This is a genomic window from Pseudomonas cichorii, from assembly GCF_003700275.1.
In the GTDB taxonomy this organism is placed as follows: domain Bacteria; phylum Pseudomonadota; class Gammaproteobacteria; order Pseudomonadales; family Pseudomonadaceae; genus Aquipseudomonas; species Aquipseudomonas cichorii_B.
Genome location: NZ_RBRE01000091.1, coordinates 156094 through 177437, shown reverse-complemented (window position 1 = coordinate 177437; position 21344 = coordinate 156094). Strand labels below are relative to the sequence as shown.

At 56.5% G+C, this 21344-nt stretch carries 12 protein-coding genes; 5 read left to right on the top strand and 7 right to left on the bottom strand.

Annotation, left to right across the window (positions count from 1 at the left end; genetic code table 11):
- Window positions 1–41: 41 nt before the first annotated feature.
- From ALQ04_RS24795 to ALQ04_RS24770, 6 genes are all read right to left on the bottom strand, one after another.
- The gene (locus tag ALQ04_RS24795; RefSeq protein ID WP_183142272.1) at window positions 42–1196 is read right to left on the bottom strand and encodes a mandelate racemase family protein; all 1155 of its coding nucleotides are present in this window, start codon (window positions 1194–1196) and stop codon (window positions 42–44) included.
- 262 nt (window positions 1197–1458) lie between these two features.
- Window positions 1459–3144: an ABC transporter ATP-binding protein/permease gene (locus tag ALQ04_RS24790; protein WP_122318469.1), complete on the bottom strand. Its 1686-nt coding sequence runs from the start codon at window positions 3142–3144 to the stop codon at window positions 1459–1461.
- On the bottom strand, window positions 3141–5963 hold the full coding sequence (locus ALQ04_RS24785) for a M16 family metallopeptidase (RefSeq protein ID WP_122318468.1): 2823 nt from the start codon (window positions 5961–5963) through the stop codon (window positions 3141–3143). The genes ALQ04_RS24790 and ALQ04_RS24785 overlap by 4 nt, the downstream gene beginning before the upstream one ends.
- 44 nt (window positions 5964–6007) lie before the next feature.
- Complete coding sequence (locus ALQ04_RS24780; protein ID WP_122318467.1) at window positions 6008–8842, bottom strand: TonB-dependent receptor; 2835 nt, start codon at window positions 8840–8842, stop codon at window positions 6008–6010.
- Between the two features lie 153 nt (window positions 8843–8995).
- Complete coding sequence (locus ALQ04_RS24775; RefSeq protein ID WP_122318466.1) at window positions 8996–10033, bottom strand: AraC family transcriptional regulator; 1038 nt, start codon at window positions 10031–10033, stop codon at window positions 8996–8998.
- Between the two features lie 8 nt (window positions 10034–10041).
- Complete coding sequence (locus tag ALQ04_RS24770) at window positions 10042–10956, bottom strand: GGDEF domain-containing protein (RefSeq protein WP_122318465.1); 915 nt, start codon at window positions 10954–10956, stop codon at window positions 10042–10044.
- A gap of 365 nt (window positions 10957–11321) precedes the next feature.
- Between ALQ04_RS24770 and ALQ04_RS24765 the strand changes: the two genes are divergently transcribed.
- The 5 genes from ALQ04_RS24765 to ALQ04_RS24745 all read left to right on the top strand — a co-directional run bounded on the left by ALQ04_RS24765 (window position 11322) and on the right by ALQ04_RS24745 (window position 17886).
- Window positions 11322–13835: a TonB-dependent receptor gene (locus ALQ04_RS24765; protein ID WP_122318464.1), complete on the top strand. Its 2514-nt coding sequence runs from the start codon at window positions 11322–11324 to the stop codon at window positions 13833–13835.
- A 49-nt stretch (window positions 13836–13884) separates the two neighbouring features.
- On the top strand, window positions 13885–15813 hold the full coding sequence (locus tag ALQ04_RS24760; RefSeq protein WP_122318462.1) for a phytase: 1929 nt from the start codon (window positions 13885–13887) through the stop codon (window positions 15811–15813).
- A gap of 87 nt (window positions 15814–15900) precedes the next feature.
- Entirely contained in the window at window positions 15901–16602 is a 702-nt protein-coding gene (gene tolQ / locus ALQ04_RS24755; RefSeq protein ID WP_122318460.1) for a protein TolQ, read from the top strand.
- 10 nt (window positions 16603–16612) lie between these two features.
- Window positions 16613–17059 carry a protein TolR gene (gene tolR, locus ALQ04_RS24750; RefSeq protein ID WP_122318458.1) on the top strand — a complete coding sequence of 149 codons (447 nt, stop codon included), beginning with the start codon at window positions 16613–16615 and terminating at the stop codon, window positions 17057–17059.
- A complete protein-coding gene (locus ALQ04_RS24745) occupies window positions 17056–17886 on the top strand; it encodes an energy transducer TonB (protein ID WP_122318456.1) in 831 nt (276 codons plus the stop codon). Before tolR ends, ALQ04_RS24745 begins: the two co-directional genes overlap by 4 nt.
- Before the next feature lie 279 nt (window positions 17887–18165).
- On the opposite strand, the gene ALQ04_RS26810 is transcribed toward ALQ04_RS24745, so the two are convergent.
- The gene (locus ALQ04_RS26810; protein ID WP_147466628.1) at window positions 18166–20982 is read right to left on the bottom strand and encodes a hypothetical protein; all 2817 of its coding nucleotides are present in this window, start codon (window positions 20980–20982) and stop codon (window positions 18166–18168) included.
- Window positions 20983–21344: the final 362 nt, after the last annotated feature.

Below are 21344 nucleotides of genomic sequence, written 5' to 3'. Positions count from 1 at the left end.
TGACGAGGGGCGCTCTGATCGCCCCTCGTGGTACAGCCGGTTCAGTAACGTTCTAGGGTGTGCGTCTCGATATAACTGAAGTTGATGTCTTCGCCCAGTCCCGGCTGCTCGGAAAGATGCACGAAGCCGTCGCTGTCCATGGGGTCGACCAGGGTGTTGAGGTAGGCCGGAACCTCATCGTATTCAAGGAACGGATGCAGCAGGCCGCGCTCGTACCAGCGGCAGTTGCTGATCGCGCCGACCACATTCAGGTTGGCTGCGCCGTTGCCGTGGACTTCGCAATCCATGCCGAACGATTCGGCCAGATGCGCGACTTTCATGCATGGGCCGATACCGCCAACTCCTGCCACGCCGGCGCGCAGGATATCGCAGGCCTTGTTGGTCACCCAGCTGGCGCGGCTGTGGTATTTGCCGGCGATGCTTTCCGGGCCGAGCACCGGAATGTCCAGGTTTGCCGCGAGCCAGGCGTAGGACTCGCTGGAGTCTTCCATCATCGGCTCCTCGAACCAGGCGAAGTCGAGCTTCTGCAGTTCGCGGCCTATATAAAGAGCGTCGGTGCGGCTGTACCAGTGGTAACCGTCGAGCATCAGGGCGATATCCGGACCTACCGCTTCACGCACGGCGGCACAGGCCTGAACATCCATCTGCGGGTTGGGAGCGAAGGAGATCGGCGGCATCCAGGTGTGCAGCTTGATGCCCTTGTAGCCGCGTTGCACCAGCTTTTCAGCGAACTGGCCGTATTCATCCGGCGTGGAAAGGCCGCCCGGCAGATCATCGCCGCACATGGTCGAACCGTAGGCCAGCACCTTGTCGCGATAGCCGCCCAGCAATCTGTGCACGGGTTGCTTGAGTGCGCGTCCGGCCAGATCCCACAAAGCCTGTTCCACCAGGGCCAGGGCACGATCGGTGAACTGGCTGGCGCTGCCACGTTGCCAGTGCGCCAGTTCCTGCCAGATCTTCTCGCGGTTCATCGGGTTCTGGCCGATCAGCACCTTTTTCACGAACGACTCGATGATGTGCGGACGAATCAGCTCGGGTGCGCCGAAGGAAAAGCCTTCGCTGCCATCGTCACAGGCGATGCGCAGCATACCCATTCTGACCGGTTTTTCTTCGCCGGGATGGGCGTGGCCGGCGCTGTCTACAGCGCGTCGCGAGGGGTAGGAAAAGACATCGACACTGACGGAAGTGATTTTCATGGTGGCCTTCATTGGTCTTGTATTTATAAGAGGGTTATTCGTATGTCGTCATACAACGTTGGGTCGATTATTTACAGAATTCCTGGATATGGTCAATAGTGGTGTGATGACTATTTTATATTTTTAAGGTTTGAGCTGGGTTTTATGCGGTTTTTACGCACGTCATCATACAGATCAGGAAAGGTGATCTCTGTGTCGTCATACTTCTTGAGCGGGGAGAGAGGGGTTCCGGGAGCAAGTGCTCCCGGCTTTTCAGGCGGGGTCAGGCAGGCGAGGCTGTGGTTTGCGCAGAAGGGCTGGCCTGCAGATTCAGGCTGCGCTGGAACAGAGTGGCCACACTGGGTTGATGGCTGATGCCGATCACCAGGGTATCGGGCAGTTGCTGGCGGATGACATTGAGCAGATGGCAGGCGCTCTGGTCATCCAGTTGATTGGTCGCTTCGTCCAGATACAGTGTCTTTGGCGCATACAGCAGCGCACGGGCCAGGCCCAGGCGCTGTTGTTCGCCACCGGACAGCTCGCGGGTCCATTCGCTCTGCTGTTCCAGACGATGCTCCAGCTTCGTCAGGCCGACCAGATGCAGCACTTCAATCAGGCGTGCATCGGACGGGCATTCGGTTGCCGGGTAAATCAGCAACTGGCGCAGCGGCATTTCCGGCAGATAAGGCTGCTGCGGAATCAGCAGGCTCGATCCTCCGGGCAGTTCCCAGTTTCCGCGATAGTAGGGCCACAAACCTTGCAGTGTGCGCAGCAGGGTGGACTTGCCCAGACCGCTGCGACCTTCGATGCGCAGCCATTCGCCTGCCGTGGCGCTGGCATTGATGTTGTCGAGCAACACGCTGCCGTCGGGACGATGGATTTGCAGGTCCTCTATGCGCAGCGCGGTCGTACGCTCGATATCGCGCACCTGGCTGCGGGTAGTCTCGATGGCCTGCTGGAACTGGCCGAGACGTTCCACAGTAGCGCTCCATGCGGCCAGTCGCGGATAGACATCGATAAACCAACTGAGCGAGCCCTGTACCGCAGTAAAGGCACTGCGGATCTGCATCAGGCCACCGAGGGTGATGGTCTTGGCAAGAAAGGCGGGCAGGGCGGCGAACACCGGGATGATCCGGCTGATCCGGTCGTAGCTCACCGTGAAGAACTGCAGCTTGCGCATCCGCTCCATCAACTGCCACCAGTTGCCGGCGATGAACTCGAAGCGTTCGCCCAGTTGGCGCTTTTCAGCGGCTTCACCGCCGTACAGGGCAATCTGCTCGGCATGGTCGCGCTTGCGCAGCAGGCTGGCGCGAAAGTCCGCTTCATAACGCTGCTGCTGGAAGTTCAGCGGTTGCAGAGGGCTGCCGAGGAAGTGAGTGAAGGCGGTACCCACGATGGTATAGAGCACCGCCGCCCACAGCAGATAGCCGTGAATGGTGATGTCATGGCCGAGCACCTGGAAGTTCAGGACGCCCGACAGGTTCCACAGCACGCCAGCGAAGGCCAGCACCTGAGCCAGATTGATGATGAACGACGCCAGCAACTCGACGCTACGATCCACCAGCAGGTCCACATCCTCGGCAATTCGTTGGTCCGGGTTATCCGGTTCGCCGGTCAGGCCCAGGCGATAGTAGGCCTGGCCCTGCATCCAGGCGTCGATGGTGGTCTTGGTCATTGCCCGGCGCCAGCGCAAAACCAGCGCCTTGCGCAGCCATTCCAGATAGACAACGATCACCACGTAGCCGGCGATGTACATGCAGTACTGGCCCATCAGGGCGTACAGCGCTTCGGTCTTGAACTCGCCCAGAGTGTCGTAGAACGTCTTGCTCCAGGCGTTGATCCAGACGTTGATCTGCACCACCAGCAGGCCCATGCCAATCACGCTGAGCAGCAACACCCAGGACAGCCATTGCCTGCGGTCCAGCCAGTAAGGGCTGGCCAGGGCGTAGAAGGTTCTCAGGGTTTTCATTGCCCGGCGACCACGCTTTTCGGCGCAGGCAGCAGGCGCAACTGGACCAGGTTCTGCGGGTCGAACAACTCACCGGCCAGGCGCTTGAGCGCTGGCACGGTCAAGGCTTGGGTCAATTGCTGTTGCTGGCTCAGGTAGCGCGGATCCCCCCAATAACGATCACTGAGAATCAGGCGGCGCATCTGGGTCTGCGGATCGTCGCGGCGCAGTTTTTCCTGCTGGATGAGGCTCTTGCGCGCAGCAACGATGTCTTTCTCGCTGATGTTTTTCGGCAGTTTGGCAAGTGTGGTCCTGGCCATCTGCCAAAGCTCTTCGACACGGGCCGGATCGCTGCTGAAGTTCAGGCGGCTTTCGATACGCTGGGTCTGTTGGTTGAGCGAGCTGTCGAAAGTCAGGCGATAGACGCCCGATGCTTCACCGCGCAACTGCTCCTTCAAGGCCCTGAGGGCAATATCCTTGAGGGTGGAGACGCGGGCCGCGTCTTCGGGCGTCCAGGCACGAGCGTGATAGCTGTGCGCGTACAACATTGCGCGCGGCTCGATACCGATGGCCAGTTCCTGAGCGTGATAGCCGCTGCGTTGCTGTTGCTGGCTGGTTTTCAGGGGCTTGCCGCGGCTGATCCCGGCCAGTTCCTGCTCGACCAGAGGCTGGAGAACGCTGGCGTCCACATCGGCCATCAGGTAGTAGGTCGCCGGCGCCTGGCTCAAGCGCTGCCAGTCGGCCGTCAGGTCCTGGCTTTGCAGGCGCTGAAGGTCGCCGACGGTTGGCGACTGCCAGTTGTCCTGGCCATATTGCAGGGTGCGCAGGGCCTTGTCCTGGAGTTCGCGGACATTGTCGGTGTTGCGCGACATGCGTTCGATCAACTCGTTGCGCGCTTCCTCAAGCGCCTCGCTGTCGATGTCGGTGGAGGTCTGGCTCAGGCGATAAGCCTGCAACAAGGCCTGCAGGCGCTGCTGCGCGGGGAGGTCTTTTTTGTTGTCGATGGTCGAGAGGTCCAGTTGCAGGCGACCGGCTTCCTGATCAAGGGAGAAGGTTACGCCTTGCTCGCTGCGCCAGCGGCGGATCTGCTCTTCGTTCCAGCCATGCGGCGCGCTTTGTCCGGCCAACTGCGCTGCCATCTGGCTACGCCAGGCAGGAATCTCGGTGGTCATGAAACCGGCACTGGAGTCGGCCTGCATGACCAGTCGACCATTCTCGCCATTGCGCTTGAGCCAGACCAGACGGTCGCCATTGCTCAACTGCCAGTATTCGACTTTTTGTTCGGCAAAGGCCTTGCGCTTGACGATCTGCCCCTTGGCCGATGCGGCAGGTATTGCGGGCAGGGCTTCAGGTTCTTGCGAGGCAGCGGCGGGTGCGGTTTGCGGTGCTTCCAATTGGCTGCTGTGGATGTGTGTGATCAGACCGTTCACGGCTTCAACGGTGGGCAGTGACAGCGGTTTCAGGCCCGGAGCGCTCAGTTGCAGAACCCGGTCCGGGCTGTCGGTCCAGCTTTTCAGGCGCTGGTTCAGGTCCTTGAGTTCGATGCTGTCGAGTGCGGCCAGATACTGCGTGGCAATATCATGCTTGGGGAGCACGATGCGGGTCTGATTTGCGGCATCGTTGAGGTCGTTGACCCATTGCTCGAAGGTACGCTGTGGGCTTTTATCCAGCATCTTTTGCGCGATGGCGCGAATGCTGTCTTTCTCGCGCGTGAGGTCGGCGTCGCGCAGGCCAAAGCGCCGGATGCGCTCGATTTCCGTGAGCAGCTGTTTCAGGGCTACGTCGTGTGCGTCGCCTTCCACGCCAGCGGCAAAGCCCAGGACACTGGAGTAGTCGCCGATCAGGCTTTTCTGTACGGTCAGGGTGCGTACGCCGGGCTCACGAGGCTGCAGGCGCAACTGGTCAAGCAGCAGTGACAGGGTAATCCGGTCAATCAGGCGTTCGCGCAAACCGTCCAGGGTCGGTGCACGGCTGGGCGCCTCGTGCAGGCGGAACAGCAAGGCCACCTGATTGCTGCCACTCTGGCTGTCTTGCAGACGAACGATCTTCAGCTGTTTGTCCAGGGTCAACTCCCGGTAGCTTTTCTCGGGCAGGTCGGCTGGTTTTGCCTTGCCGAACCAGTGTTCGATCCGGGTGGGCAGGGTGGCGGGATCGATGTCGCCAACAATGGTCAGGACCATGTTGTTGGGCACATACCAGCGTTTTTCAAAGTTCTGCAGTTCGGTCAGGGTCGCCGAGCGAATCGCCGCTTCGTTGCCGATGGTGCGATGCTCCGGATAGCGCGAGCCGATGCGCTGCGAGGCGGTGCGTTGCTCGTTCATGCGCTGGGCGACACCCAGGCCGCCGCGCCACTCCTCGATGACAATCGGACGCTCCTGCTCCAGATTGTCCGCGTTGTAGTCATGCGCCAGGGTCAGGATCGAGAGTGCCTGCAAGGCCTGTTCGGTCTGCGCCGCGCCGCCTGTAGGGCTGAGCAGGTACTGGGTGCGGTCGTAGTTGGTCATGGCGTTGTAGTTACGGCCCTGAATCCAGCCCCACTGATTCATCAGGCTGCGCACGTTTTCAGCCTGTCCGGCATGGCTGTAGAAGTTCAGGTGCTCGACCATGTGGGCGACACCCACCTGATTGTCTTCTTCATCCACCGAACCGGCCTTGACGGTCAGGCGTACATCGATTCTTCCCGGCTGGCCGGTTTCACGTACCAGGCGGTATTCCAGGCCATTGGTCAGATGGCCGCGAGTGATCTGCGGGTCCCAGGTCTGGGGTTGCGGGCTGCCGGGAAACTGGGCGCAGGCGCTCAGCATCAGCAAGCCGGACAGGCTCATGAATATCTTTTTCATCAGGTATCTCGGTTAAAGCGTTTGGGCAATCGGTTACTGGAGGGTCAGAAGCGGTAGCCGACTTCGAGCCAGTACTGGCGGCCGGTCTCATAAGTAGTGCGAGCGCTGTTGCTGACTATCGGGTTGACCTTGTCAGCCACGTTGGTCACGTCCACGGCAACGAATGCAGCCTGGTCCTTGCCGGTGGGCAATTCCCAATCCAGGCGCATGTCCCAGGTCGGGGCTGCCTTTACAGTTGCGGTTTCGTAGACGGAGTAGTCCTTGCCATCGATGGTCACGTCATCACCTGTACTGATGATCTGGTCGTAGCTGCCGCGATAGCGCAAGAAGTTGCTCCAGGTCAGGTTCAGTTGCGGGATCGCGGTGATGGTGGTCATGCGGGCGGTCCAGGGACGATTGAAGTTGCTGGCTGGCAACTCGGTGTATTTCATCTGTTTGCCGTCGTAGATCACATCCTCGTTGGTATACAACTCGGAGTTGATGGCATCGTCATAATTGCCATAGGCATCGCGCGTGCGCGACCAGTCGAAGGCCATCTGCACGCTGGTGCGGGTGCCCTGGAACTTGAGTTCATGCAACGGGGTGATGCTCAGTGTGATGTTGTCGCTTTCGCTCTGGCCTTTGTTGGTGTAGGTGAAATACTCGGTCGCGTAACCTTCCTCGGATGCCAGTCCCTGGACACGGGCCGTTGAGCGATTGATCTTGTCGCGGCCCTTGCGGTTGACATATTTCAGGCGAAAATCGGTATCCAGCCAGCGCTGATCGATGCCCAGGGTCAGTTCGTCGTCATACGGCACGTTCAGGCTGGTGAACTTGCTGGTGCTGGCCTGCCGGGTTCCGACCCATGCGCCGGTCTGGGTTTCGCGGGCATAGCTGGTGTTGAGCCTGCCTCGTCCGTCTGCCAGTCGGTACTTGAACAGGTTACGGCCGTAGTAGCGGTTGGCACCAAAGACCAGAACGGTGCTGCGGTCACCAAAGAGATCGTAATCACCGGAAAACCGTGGAGAGATAGTCTTCTGCTCCATGTAGTCGTCGCCCTCGAAGCGCACGCCCGGGCGCAGGGTCAGCTTGCCCAGTTCAATCTTGTCCTGAGCGAAAAATGCATACTTGTTTTCCGTCAGTTCAATCTTGCCGGCTTCATAGGTGGTCATCCGTGTTGCGTATTGCCGGGTGTTGCCATTGAGCATCCTGCCGATCGAGCAGAGCGAATCGTTACCGGCGCAGACGAGACCATTGTCCCGGCGGAATGTCGTTGCCGAGGTCACGTCGTCAAGACGCTCCCAGGTCGCGACCTGTTGTGACAGCTCCATTCCCGTGGTGAAGCTGTGAGTGGTGCCTGCAATCTGGATCGGGAACCAGTCGGCCTTGGTGTTATAGGTGATGCCACGCTGGGTCTGTTCCAGCGACCCGGATGAGCCCTCGGCGCTGCGGGCTGTGTTGCTGTTGGGGTTGCCCCAGTTCTTTGCGGTCGAGAAGTACCAGTTGATGTAGTCGTCTGACTCGGCATCGCGTGAACTGGTCAGGTTGGTAATGGCCAGTTTATTGGTCCAGACGGCATTGTCGCCTTGCCACTTGGCATTGATCGAACCCTGAAAACCACCGCCTTCGGTGGTGAAGCCGGAATTGATGCGGTTGGCCCGGAAATAATAGTTTTCCTGCGGCGCATAGGTCAGCGACGTATCGACGCTCAATCGTTCGCTGGCGTTCCAGTAAGTCTTGAGCAGGTAGTTATCGATGCGTCGGGTCTGGTCTTTGGTATTGGGGCTGGTTTCACTTCTGTAGCCGTTATCGTAGACATTCAGCGGAATGGTGGCGCGCTTCTGGGAGAAGTTGAGGATGGCCCCGAAGTTCTCTGTCAAATGACCTTCAAGCGTTCCGCGTATCGTCGTTTTCTCGAACTGCGGTTGGTATTGCTCGTCGGTAGAGGTCTGGAAACCTTCCTGGTCCTCGCCACTGATGTGGTACTTGGTCCACTCCGAGCGGGTCATCGAAGCCGAAATCTTGCCATGCATTTCCTGTGTCGGCTTGCGGGTAATGGCGTCTACCACGCCGCCGTTGAAGCCACCGTATTCGGCAGGCACGTTGCTGTCATAGACCCGGACTTCTTCAAGCAGGTCGGCATCCAGCGCAATGCCATGGGAGCGGCTGGGGGCCGAGTCGAATTGCCGAATCGAGTTGTAGTCGTGCTCGCCGGGATCGAGGTCATTGTTGATCGAGATACCATCGATCATGAAATTGTTCTGATAGAACTTGGCGCCGTTGATGCTGACGTCCGCCGGGTCGATTTCACCGGGCGAGTTGGAGCTTTGTTGTGCGTTGTTGAACTGCACGTTGGGGTGCATGCGCAGCAGGGTCGTGATATCGCCGTTGGCGCCGGGGAACGCTTCAATGGCCTTGCGGCCGATGACGGTCTGACCCTGGAAACTGTTTTCCTCGGGTTCGCCCAGCACCACCGTACTCTGCAATTCCATGGGTGCACCCAGACCGCTGGTCTGGGTCAGGTGAAACACCAGGCTGCCTTGCTCGTAGTTCCAGCCGATGCCGGTGCCATGCAGCAGTTTGGCGAGTGCCTGTTCGCTGCTCATCTGGCCCTGTACGGCCTGGGAGTAGCGGCTGCCCAGCAAGGCCGGGTCGACGCTCACTTGCAGGCCGCTCTGCTGGCCGAAACTGATCAGGGCAGCGGAAAGCTCTTGCACCGAGATATCGAAACTGTGACGGGTTTGCAGGATCTGCTCAGGCTCGCTCAGCGCTTCGCTGGCCATGACGCTCTGGCTGCTGATCATCCAGCACAGGCTCAAGGCACTGAGTTGTGTGGCGTGATTCAGGTGTTTGCGAATCGCTGTGCCCAGGCTTCGCGCTGGCTGAGTGTTCGGTGTCATCCCACGTCCCCGTACGGGCAAAGGCCCGCATTTTTGAATGAGAATTGATCTCAATGTTATATGCGAGTCAAAGGACGGAGCAGCGCGGGAAATTTTCAGAAAATAATTAAAAAAACTTCATGAAAGCTGGGCAAGGGCCATTTTCAGGGCGTTTCAGTCGAAATTGAACAGGTGCCGGATCAGTTTCGGCGTGCTGCCGGTCCAGCGTTTGAAGGAACGGCGGAAGTTGGCGGGGTCGTTGAAGTTCAGGTAGTCCGCGACCGCTTCATTGTTCAGGCCCTTGATCTGATACAGGAACAGCGCCACATGCTTGCGGGCCAGGTCGTGCTGGGCCTGGAAGCTGGTGCCGTGTTTCTGCAGTTTGCGTTTGAGGGTAGCGGGGCTCATGGCGAAAGCCTGGGCGACCTGATCCAGGCTGCAGGCCTCGCGCACATTGTCGCGCAAGTGTCGGTGGATCCGCTCCAGCAGACTGGCGTGCATGCCCAGTGCATCCAGTTGCGCGCTGGCTTCCTGCTGCGCGACCTGCCCGGCAATCGGCGAGGCGCCCGGCCATGGACGGGTCAGGCATTCCCGTGGCAGACGCATCATGTCCAGCGGCCGTCCGAACGAAGTCTGTTCTCCAAGATGCACCCAGTATTGTTCGACGTAGCGCGGCTCGTCATGGCAGAAGCTGCATTCCCAGGGCAGGCGCTCCCCGCTCAGCAGATGACTCATCGCGACCAGAGCGGTCATGCCGGCTTCCAGCACAAAACGCTGCTGTTCACCCGCGCCGCAACTGTCTAGCCAGTAAAGGTAGGCATGCTGTTCGTCCAGCTCCAGACGAGGGGTCAGCAACGGGCTGAGCAATGCCTGCTGGCGAATCAGGATTTCCAGGGCCTGATGCAGATTCTGTGCATGTCGCAAGGCGTGACTGGCGGCGCCGTAGTGGCCGGGAAACAACCGCTGGCCAAACAGAAAGCTGGTGTCGTCGGCGTCCATCTGGCGCCGGGCGTTGCCGATCAGGGTAAAGAATTGCCGGGGACTCAGACGGGTCTTGCCCGCGATGATGTCTTCATAGAACAGCCCCGTACCCTTGAGCAGACGGTGGCTGTCAATCCCCCGCGACAACGCCAGATCGATCAGCGTTGCCGCTTGGTAATGGCCGGGGATGAATCGGCTGTCGGTTTCGTACCAGTCGCACTTGATCGTCACGGCAGACCTCAGGCGATTCGCGGCAAAGGCTGCCGGGCGCGGGCCAGTGACAGGTTGAGGCGCTTGAGCAGGCTGTCGGGCGTCTCGTCCATGGCCATGACCGTGGCGGTGCTGACTGACAGATGAAGTCGCTCGCCCTGTAGTCGGGTCTTGTGGGCCAGCCCGGCAACTGCCTGCTGCAATTCCCCGGCGAGCAGCCTTGCCTGGCTTTCGCCGGTATTGGGCAGCAGCACTACAAACCGGTCGCCCGCCAGGCGGCAGAGCAGGTCCTGACGTCGCAGGTTGAGTACCAGCAGATGGCTGAGGGCTGATAGCACTTCATCGCCTTCGGCATGCCCGAAGGCACGGTTGATGGCGCTGAAATTATCCACGTCCACCACCACCAGTGACAGCGGCTGCTGCTGGCGCTGGCTGTCTTCCAGGCTGAGCACCAACTGGCGTTTCAGGTAATCGGCGCTGCCCAGTGGCGTGAGTTTGTCGAACAGCCGGTGTTCACGGAATCCGCGTTCGCGTTTTTCCATGTGGGCACTGATTGCCAGTTGTTCCCGATGCCAGTGGTAAATGCCGATGGTCAACAGGATCAGCCCCACCGGCATTGGCCCGGATTCCAGCCAGTGGTCCCAGTTGATGTCCTTGGGCAGGCGGATGAATTCGTCCAGCGCATCGATCCACCAGGAAAAGAACACACAGCTCAGGCCCGCTGCAAGGTAGTTGGTCACCCGGCCAGCCGGGCGGCTCTTGAACACCAGAAACAGCCAGATCAGGGCCAGAAGTGCGGAACCGCCTTCGCCGACGATATCCAGCCACTTCCATTCGCTGACGTATTTGATATCGCCAAAGGCCAGGAAGGCGAGCAGCCCCAGATTGGCCGCGACCAGCAGCAGGGTGAGTTTGCCGCGATGGGGTTTGAGGATGCTGAACATGGTGACGGGCTCCGGGAGCACTGATTGCCGGCCAGCACAACAGATGGCCGTGACACTTGTGTGACGGTGGCGGGGGTCGAATCAGCTCATGGGGGCTACGATTTTTCGCGAATAAATTCGCTTGCTACCTCGACGTGCTTATCCCGTGGAATGGGCTTTGGCGGCGAATACAGGTTGTGTAGAGGCCAATTCATTCGCGAACCACCCCGATTCAAAGTCAAATCAGCTCATTTAGCCTCTGAAACCCTGTATTTCCGGGTGTTCAGCCATTTCCTGTCACAGAATCGTCACGCCTCGACTCTAGCTTGCGCCTCCAGTTGCCGGGCCATTTGCCTGGTCCATCGTGACTCTCGGGGAGGACGAACATGTACAGGCGCAGCAGGGCACAACTGGTTGGCTACGCACTCAGTGCACTGGCTCTGGCGATTGCCAACGAGCGACTGCAGGCTGCTGAAGTCAATGCCACCGAGCATGTCGAGGTGGTGGGGCAGGCGGCGAGTATCGATCAGGCGCTCAAGGAACAGCGCTCTTCGGACAGCATAAAAAGCGTGGTGCATGCCGATGGCGTGGCCCAGTTGCCGGATCAGAACGTCGCCGAAGCCGTGCAGCGTCTGCCGGGCATCAGCGTGGAACGCGATCAGGGGGAAGGCCGTTTCGTGACGGTGCGTGGCTTGGCGCCGGACCTGAACAGCGTGACCATCAACGGTACGCTGGTGCCCGCGCCGGAAAGCGATCGTCGTGCGGTGGCGCTGGATGTCCTGCCTGCGGAACTGGTGCAGTCGCTGTCGGTGATCAAGACCCTGACGCCGGACATGGATGCCAACTCGCTGGGCGGCACCGTGGATGTCGAGAGCCTTTCGGCTTTCGACCACAAGGGCCTGTTCTACACCGGCAGCAGCGAAGCCAGCTATGACAAGAACAGCGGCCAGACCAGCCCGAAGTTTTCCAGTGCGGCCAGCAACCGCTTCAGCCTGGGTGATGGCATCGACAATTTCGGGGTCGCGGCGGCGCTCAGTTGGCAGAAGCGTGATTTCGGGTCCGACAACGTCGAAACGGGCGGTGCCTGGGATGGCCAGAACCTGCAGGAGTTCGAGCAGCGCAATTACGACATCAGCCGCGAACGTGCGGGCGGTGGCCTGAACTTCGATTACAGGCCGGACGATTTCAGCAGCTTCTACCTGCGCACCTTGTACAGCCGCTTCAAGGACGATGAAGTGCGCACCACCAATGGTTTCGAGTTCGCCGATGCGCAAGCTGCCGGTACTCTGGGCGACGCCGAAGGAACCCGCAAACTCAAGGCCCGCACTGAAACCCAGGAGATCAAATCCTTTGTGTTCGGTGGCGAGCGCATGTACGACCTGTGGACGCTCAGCGGCCAGGCCGGTTACAGCGAGTCCAGCGAAGACAGCCCGGGTCATATCGCCGGTGCCACGTTTGTTGGTAATAACGATTTTTCCAACACCGGCTTCTACGACAGTGAAACACCGCGGCCGATTGTCAGTTCCGCGTTCTACGATGCCTCCGGTTTCAGCCTCGACAAGGTTGACTGGGAAAAGCAGAACACCCGCGACAAGGAAAAGAACCTGCGCCTGGACCTGGCCCGCGACTACGACGTGAAGGGCTATGCCTCGCAGTTCAAGTTTGGCGGCAAGCTCAGTCGTCGTGACAAGAGCAATGATCTGGAAGTGTGGAAATACCAAGACTTCGACACACTCGGTTTCACCTCCAGTGATCTGAACCTGACGCAGTTCCAGAAAGGCAGCATCGACTACCGGCTGGGCAATTTCGGCAACGGCATCAGTCCCGGCGCCATCAAGAGTTTGTTGGGCGGTCTGAATGCTGCGGATTTCTACGATGAGTCCGAATCCCGCGCCAATGACTTCACCATCAGTGAAGACATCAACGCGGGTTACTTCATGAACACCATTGATGTCGATAAATGGCGCTTCATTGCCGGTCTGCGTTACGAAGGCACGGAAATGCAGGCCAAGGGTACCGGTGTGCGTGACGGGGTGTTCGAGGCATCGCGGACCAGTCGTGATTACCATCACTGGTTGCCCGGCCTGCATGCCCGCTATCAAGTGGACAAGAATACTCAGGTGCGTGCTGCCTGGACCAAGAGCGTCGTGCGTCCGACCTTCGGGCAACTGGCGCCGGGTTTCGTGATCGACGATGACGAGGCCACTTTTGGCAACCCGGACCTCAAGCCGCTGGAGTCCAGCAACCTGGACCTGGGTATCGAACACTTCATGGGGCGTGCCGGTACGGTGTCGGCTTTCGTGTTCTACAAGGATATTCAGAATTTCGTCTATAACACCGACCTGGCCGGGACCGGGCAGTGGGCAAACTTTTCCGAGGCCAATACCTATGCCAACGGTGACAAGGCCAGGCTTTATGGTCTTGAGCTGGCCTATTCGCAGAAGCTCGACTGGTTGCCTGCACCCTGGAATGGCTTGTTGCTGGGAGCCAACGCCACTTTCAGCCGCTCGGACGCCAGCATCAAGGGCTTCGATCAGGGCTCCGGCACCAATCGCAAGCGCGACATCGATCTGCCGAGCCAGTCCGACACTGTGGGCAACCTGATGCTGGGCTGGGAGAACGACAAGCTCAGCCTGCGCCTGTCGGCCAACTACAAGTCGGCCTACCTGTACGAGCTGGCTTCCATCGGCGACAAGGATCACGACCTGTATGTCGATGCCCAGACCTTCATCGACTTCAGCGCCCGCTATTCGCTGACCAAGAATCTGAAAGTCAGCTTCGAGGCGCAGAACCTCACCGACCAGCCGTACTTCGTCTACACCGGACACCGTTCGCTGAACAGCCAATACGAAGAGTACGGCCCGACTTACAGGATCGGCCTGACCTTCACCCATTTCTGAGTCGATAGCGGCGCTTGCCGGACCACTCTGTTCAAGGATTCAAGTGTTCATGAAGATTTCGTTGCCACATAAAGCGGGTTGCCTGCTGCTGTCGATCGGTCTGATGGCTGGTGCTGCACAAGCGTCTGCCGTACCTGGGTTGAGCCTGGAGCGCTGGGCCGAAAGCGAGTCGTTCAAGGCTCAGTCCGTGGCCTTTCTGCCCGGCAGTGACGGGAGCAAAAGACTGGCGGCCAGTGTCAAGTCCGGTCTGTTGCTGCTGGATGACAAGGGCCGTCAACTGGCCCGCTTGCCGGGGTCCTATCAGGCCCTGGACAGTCGCCTGAGCGGTCAGACGGCGCTGGTCGCGACGCTGGACAACCTCCGCCAGCAAGCGATGCTGGTGCAGCTCGATCCCGCGAAAGCCGAGTGGTCAAAACCGCTGTACTTGCCGACGCGCGATTATTCGGTCACCGGTATGTGCCTGTATCGCGACGATGCCGGCAACCTGTTTGTGTTTCTGGTCGGTGAAGAGGGCAAGGGCGAGCAATGGCTGGTTGGCAGTGCTGATCAGCTCAACCGGGAGCCGCGTCTGGTACGCAATCTGCCGCTGCCGCCCGATGCAGAGTTCTGCCAGGTGGACGATGCGGCGCAGCAACTGTTCGTCAATGAGGAAAACATGGGCTGGTGGGTTTATCCCGCACATCCCGAGGCCGACGTGGTGCGTAGGCCAGTCGCCCTGCGCCAGCCGTTCGGTGACATAAAGCAGGCTGCCGGAGCCATGGCGGTAGTGCCTGGCGGCTTGCTGGCAGTGGACCCCAAGGGCAAGGCGCTGCATGTCTATCAGCAGCAGGAGGATGGCCAGGGTTGGACGTCGGTGGCTGCCCTGGCGCTGACGAATATGAAAAAGCCCGAAGGCGTGTCGGTGCATGAGGGGCAGGGCGGCTTGCAACTGCTGCTCAACGATAACGACGGGGTCCGGCTGTATGAAGGACAGCTGAACTGGACACCGAAACCGGTCGCAGTGCCCGCAGCGCTGCCCAGTGTCGCGGCTGTTGCACAAAGCCAGCCGGTGGCGCGTCAGGGCGATGCTGCCGACGATCCGGCGATCTGGATTCACCCCGGGGATCCGGCGCAGAGCAGGGTCTTGGGCACCAACAAGAAACAGGGCTTGCTGGTCTATGACCTCAAGGGCAAGCAGCTTCAGGAACTGGCAGTAGGACGTTTGAATAACGTTGATGTGCGTCCCGGTTTCATGCTCGGCAAGCACAAGGTCGACCTGGCAGTTGCCAGCAACCGTGATCGCAACAGTCTGAGCCTGTTCAGCATCGACCGCAGCAGCGGAGAACTGCGCGAAGCGGGTGAAATTCCTACGCCACTGGCGCAAATCTACGGCATCTGCCTGTTCCAGCCGGCCAGCGGCGAAATCTATGCCTTCGCCAACGACAAGGACGGCAGCTTTCTGCAATACCGGATCACTGCGCCTGATGGCAAGGCCAGGGGCGAGCTGGTGCGCAGCTTCAAGGTGGACAGTCAGCCGGAAGGCTGTGTGGCCGACGATCAGCGCCAGCGCTTGTTTCTGGGGGAGGAGGATGTCGGGGTCTGGGCCGTCGACGCCCGGGCGGATCAGCCTGCAATCCTTTCCAGCGTGATCAGGGTCGGCGATGCGGTGCATGCCGATGTCGAGGGCCTGGCGTTGTATCAGAGCGACAAGCACGACTATCTGGTGATCTCCAGCCAGGGCAACGACAGCTACGTGGTGGTGGATGCCGAGCCGCCTTATGCCTTACGCGGTGCCTTTCGCGTGGGCCTCAATGCTCGCCTGGGCATTGATGGCTCTTCCGAGACGGACGGTCTGGAAGTGACCTCGGCCAATCTCGGTGGCCCATGGGGCAAAGGCATGCTGGTGGTGCAGGACGGTCGCAAGCGCATGCCCGAGCAGGCACAGAACTTCAAGTTCGTGCCTTGGGCCGAGGTGGTGAAGACCCTGGCGCTACCGTGAGCCATTTCGTCATGAAACGGTGATAACCATTCGATCCAATACAGGTGCCGACCTTGACCGGCGGCACCGCGCTACGAGGAATTGAAGATGCACGCGACTCTTGAACACATGACCATCTGGGGCCTGATCAGCAACGCCAGTGTGCTGGTCAAAATCGTGATGCTGACCCTGTTGTCGGCCTCGCTGATCAGTTGGTACCTGATCGTCCAGCGCAGCCTTGCCTTGCGCCATCACGAACGTTCTCTCGACGCCTTTGAGCAACGCTTTCGTTCCGAGCCGGAACTGGCACCGCTGAGCCGCGAGCCGGATGCTGCACAGACCGGCATTCAGCAGGTCTTTCAGGCTGGTTATGCCGAGTACCTGCAACTCAGGCAACGCTCCGGCATCGAGCCGGATACGGTGTTGTCGGGGGTCGAGCGTTCGTTGCATGTCGCGATCAGCGAGCAGGAACTGCAACTGGAAAAGGGCCTGCAATTTCTGGCGACCGTGGGTTCGGTCAGCCCGTATATCGGCCTGTTCGGCACGGTCTGGGGGATCATGAATTCCTTTATCGGTTTGTCCCAGGTGCAGCAGGCCACGCTGTCCACGGTTGCTCCCGGCATTGCCGAGGCATTGATCGCCACTGCGATTGGTCTGTTCGCTGCGATTCCGGCAGTGATTGCCTACAACCGCTTCGCGGCTCGTGGCCAGACCCTGACGGCGCGCTATTACACCTTCGGCAACGAATTGCAGGTGCGCCTGAACCGCAGCCTGCAAGGCCTGACACGCAACATGGCCGCTGCGGCCTGAGGAGCTTTCGATGCTGGTCAAACCGCAACGCAAACACGGCCCGAAAGCCGAGATGAACGTCGTGCCCTACATCGATGTGATGCTGGTACTGCTGGTGATTTTCATGGTGACCGCACCGATGCTGACCCAGGGCGTGAAGATCGAACTGCCGAAGGTTGCCAGCGAGGCGCTGCCTACCGATAGCAAACAGCGCATCGTGACCTTGTCGGTCAAGGCCGCAGGCGGTTACTACTGGAATCTCGGCGAAAACGTCGACACCCATGCGCAGACCGACAACGCCGCCAGCCTGGAAGAGATGCAGGAACGCATCACGCGATTGCTGGCCGAGCGAGCAGACACGCAAGTGTTCATCCGCGCAGACGACCAGGCTGACTACGGTCGCGTGGTCGCCGCCATGGCTGCGCTGCAGCACAGCGGCGTGACTCACCTGGGACTGGTGACCGAGGCCCCGCAATGACCGGCATGGCCCTGGAACTGGATTCGCCGCGTTCCGTCAGTGCTCTGGACTGGAGCAGACTGCGTGACAATGGCCTGGCTGCGGCCATAGCGCTTGCCCTGCATGGCTTGGTGCTGGGCGGACTCATGCTCGGCTGGAGCGTTCAGGACAAACCACCGGAGCCCACCAGAACCATCACCACCCAACTGTTCATCCTGCCTCCCGAACCCACGCCAGTGATAAACACTCCTGCCGCGCTCATCGAACCCGTTCCGCCACCGCAACCGGTGGCGGAACCTGCACCTGTCGAACCGCCCAGGCCGGTCGTCGATACACAGCGCCAGGCCCGTCAACTCGAACAGGCCGCACTGGCGCGCAAGCGCGTCGAAGAGCACAAGCGCGAGCGAGAAACCGAGCAGCGCCAACACGCCAGTGATCTTGAGCAGCAACGGCAACAGCACCTTGCGCAGCAACAGGCCGAGCAGCAACGTCAGGCCGAACAGGCTCGGCAAAGCGCAGAGCGCAATCGTCAGGCTCAGCAACAAACCGCTGCTGCCGCCGACAGCAGCCAATACCAGCCGCTGAGCAAGGAAGCTCCTGATTACCCGCAACGCGCACTGGATAAAGGCATCGAAGGCGATTGCACCGTGGTCTACGACGTCTCGCCCCAGGGCCGGGTCGTCAATCCACAGGTTCTGGGCACGTGCCATCCGCTGTTTATCAGGCCGTCGATGGCTGCGGCAGAGACCTTTCGCTATCAGCCGAAAGTGGTGGAGGGCAGGGCGGTGATGGTTTCGGGGGTGAAGAATACGTTTCACTATCGGATCAAAAATAGGGAGGGGTATTAGGAATGCTATAAATTTTTTAGGGTTTATAAATGGGTTGCTTTTATTTGGGTAGGGCGTCGATGCGAAGATATTTATTGTTATGTTTTTAGTGAAAGTGTTTGGGGTTGAGATTGAAAATCTGTGTGTTGTGTGTGAGAAGTAGATGTTTTGGGATCGATTTAATGTTCTTTAAAGCTGAATTTGTACTTGCATGAAGGTGCTTAAAGAATACGTATTTGTATGTTTTGTTAGGGGGTGGCGAATTTATAAATTAATGATAAATTCGCCTCTATCTTAACGCTAACTGTCTGATAGCGGGGGGGCAAGCTTGAATGTTGCTTTTTCAAAAGGTAATCTGCCATTTTGAATCATATGTTCTATTGCCTCTCCCAAGTAGGGGTTGATTGAGTTTGCTAGTGTTTCTTTTTTTCTACTGCATGGTTTTACAAATCCCGAATTACTACCTTTTATGGCTGGTTTGTCAAACCAGTAACACTCGAAGCCCGAAGGGGTTTCTAAGTCATCGCTCCAGAAAATTAATGGAAATAATGACAGTCCCACTCCAGTTTCAGGATCTAGTATTATGGGTGTTTCGCGGGCCAAATGGTTCTGGGAGCTGAAGCCTATAGATTCAATAAAAGGTTGGATGTCATTTGCAACTTTAAAAAGTCCAATAAATGTTCCGGGATTAAAAGGCATTGGATGTGTTTCAGATGCATAGCCAAACTTTTTATCTCTCATGATTTCAAGGCATAAATTAATGATTAAATATAGGTGTCCATGACTATCAAAGTCTGTTTCGGCTAGCTTTTCATGTTTGTGTTGGGTGAAGTCTTGAATGGCTTTATCTAAGCTTTCAAGATGTTGTGGTAGTACTTCGGATAATCGTAGGCAGAAGTTTAAATTTTTTCCGCCATGCTCAATTGAACGGATTAAAAGATCCTTTAAAGGCCCCATGGATCTATGTTGAAAGCTCTTAAAAAAACGATCTGAAGGGTTTAAAGTTAAGGCTTCTGCAGCGGTGGAGTAGGCAATGAATGCTAAAGCAGCTTCAAATGATTCACGTGCAACAGCTGTCGATTGAAATGAGTTTTTGACATCTAGGTATTTTCTTAGTGGGTAAGCAACCGGGTATGGGAGCATAGATAAAGCGTCACTTAGCTCTAGCCATGAAGACTTTCTGGAGCGTAATGTTGTGGTTTTCACTTGATCTTGTGTGATCATGCATATTGCGGAGCAACTGGTGCCAAAATCATAGCCAATATAGTTTACAGATGGGGTTGCATTAGTTGTTGGTGCTGTCATGTCGATTGCAAAAGCTTTTCCTTCAACTATATTGCCTGGAACCCCGTATTCTGTGTTTGGAGTTTTATATATGAATGTAGGTTTTGCTGTGCCGTCCTCGCTAACCGTTAGCTGAATGGTTAGTGATGAGTCGAATTGTTTGCTTTCACGGGTGTGAACTATTTGTGATTCGGCATTGTACACATCATCATCCCCGGCCTCTGAAGGCTTTGAGAATATGTATCTAAGATGGTTTTTTGGAGGGCTCTTGAGCCTTATTTTCCATTGAAGTGGTTCGTTTATAAAGTTGTTTAATGCAACTGCTGAAGGCATCAGATCTGAAGGTTTTGCACCGTTCATATCTACTTTGTCTCCCACAGAAATAAAAGTCTTGTTTGCTTCAAAACCTTTATCATCTGGCTCAAGCTTTAAGCGTATAGGGTTATAAGTTACTCCTACAAACTCAGACTCTCTATCATAATATCTGCGTGCGCATTCTATGGCTAAACCGGTAGCAACTACCTCTTGGAATGATTGGCTGATAGGGATAGGTTCAGCTCCAGAAAGTTCAATGTCGAAGTCCTTTTTGAGAAGCTCAAGGAGCCATCTTATGTTTGACGATCCACCTGAAATAAGTGTGGTTGTTATTTCTTTTCCGATGAGTTCGGCTTTAGCCAGCTTGAAAACTTTGCTTATAACCTTGTGAAGGTGTTGGTCCCAAATTTTTTCGATGAATATCTTGCGTAACTGATGTGCGAATAATTCATCTTGTATCCAAGGAGTATCAGTGAACGGATCTTTAGGTAGGAGAATGCTGATTCTTTCGTACGCTTCGTTATTTAAGCTCCAATGTTTTACTGATGAGACTAAATCGATTTTATATTGTTCGCATGCGTGAATTAGAATGCGAAAATTCTTCAGAAATATTTGCTTTTTTTCACTCAGGCTTTCTATGTTTAGTTCGCCTGTGCGAATTCTTTGGTGGCTTTTTATACAGTTTTCAGCATCTGATTTGTTGCGTGGTTCTATATTCCTTTTTATTAAATATTCCGCAATGCACTGGTTTATATAAAAGCCTCCGCGTGGTACAGAGTCTGCACCCAGTGGTCTAGAGTGTTTGCCTGTTAGACTTATGTCTCCTTTATTTGTGGACTCAATAATGCATCCATCAAACGTTCCGCCTCCGAAATCTAACACTAGTGCTATATGTTTTGCATTTTCTTGCAGGTGTGGAATTCGTTGTCCATACCTATAGTATTGGTAGACTGCGAAAGGCTCAGGTAAGAATTCGACCTCATCATACCTGCTAAGAATGCGTCTTATATTTCCTCTGTAGTTTTGAACCCAAGCTTTATAGTTTTCTTGAAGTTGAAAATTAAGTGGTTCGGCGACAATTATTTTTGCTGGTATTTTGGGGGCGCTGCTGGGGTTTAAAGTTTTTTCTATGGTTTCCAGTGATAGCTCTATAAAATCTTTGCTCAGTTCGTAAGCGCTTTTTTCTTCTCCTGAATCGGTAGGGAAAAGTTTTCGGGTTGGCGAGCCTGGAGATATATCGCCTAGATCAATTTTAAAGTTGTTATTTAGTATGCGTGAAGTTGTTTTTGATGCGGGTGATCCAAAGATTGGCCTTTCATTCTTTTTATATAGTAATGCTGTTGGTATGTATTGGCTGCCGTTAACTTCTACTGGCTGCACTCCTGTAACCCAGAGAGTTTTTTGAGTTTTTGTTGTCATATTTGCCCTTGTGATTTCGTGGTCAGAGGGAGAGTTAATAACAGGTGGTAGGGTTTTTATGATTAAATATTCAGCCTCCAATCTGTTTATATATTGCACCTGGCGCCCTGCGTCATTCTCACTATGCTCTATTATTGCTGTCTGATATTGTTTTTCTGCAGCGTGGGTTCATTGATGCAGTTTTAGCATTTAGTTGCTGAAGAAAAGTCTTCATGAGTCTGAGCAGAGAGCATGTGTCTGCAGTATGAAGCGAACAATATATTTTGCATTTAAGCAGACATCTATGAAAGTGCAATAAAAATAATGGCAAAATGCTAAATTTTTATTAATGGCTGACAGCTATATTTAAGTATTTTTATATTATCATCAGTTATAAATGTTTTTTGGAGTCGTCCGTAGATGGGCATGGTATTGGATAAATTCTGCTCGCTCTTATTTGAGTATATTCAGCAGGTTGTATG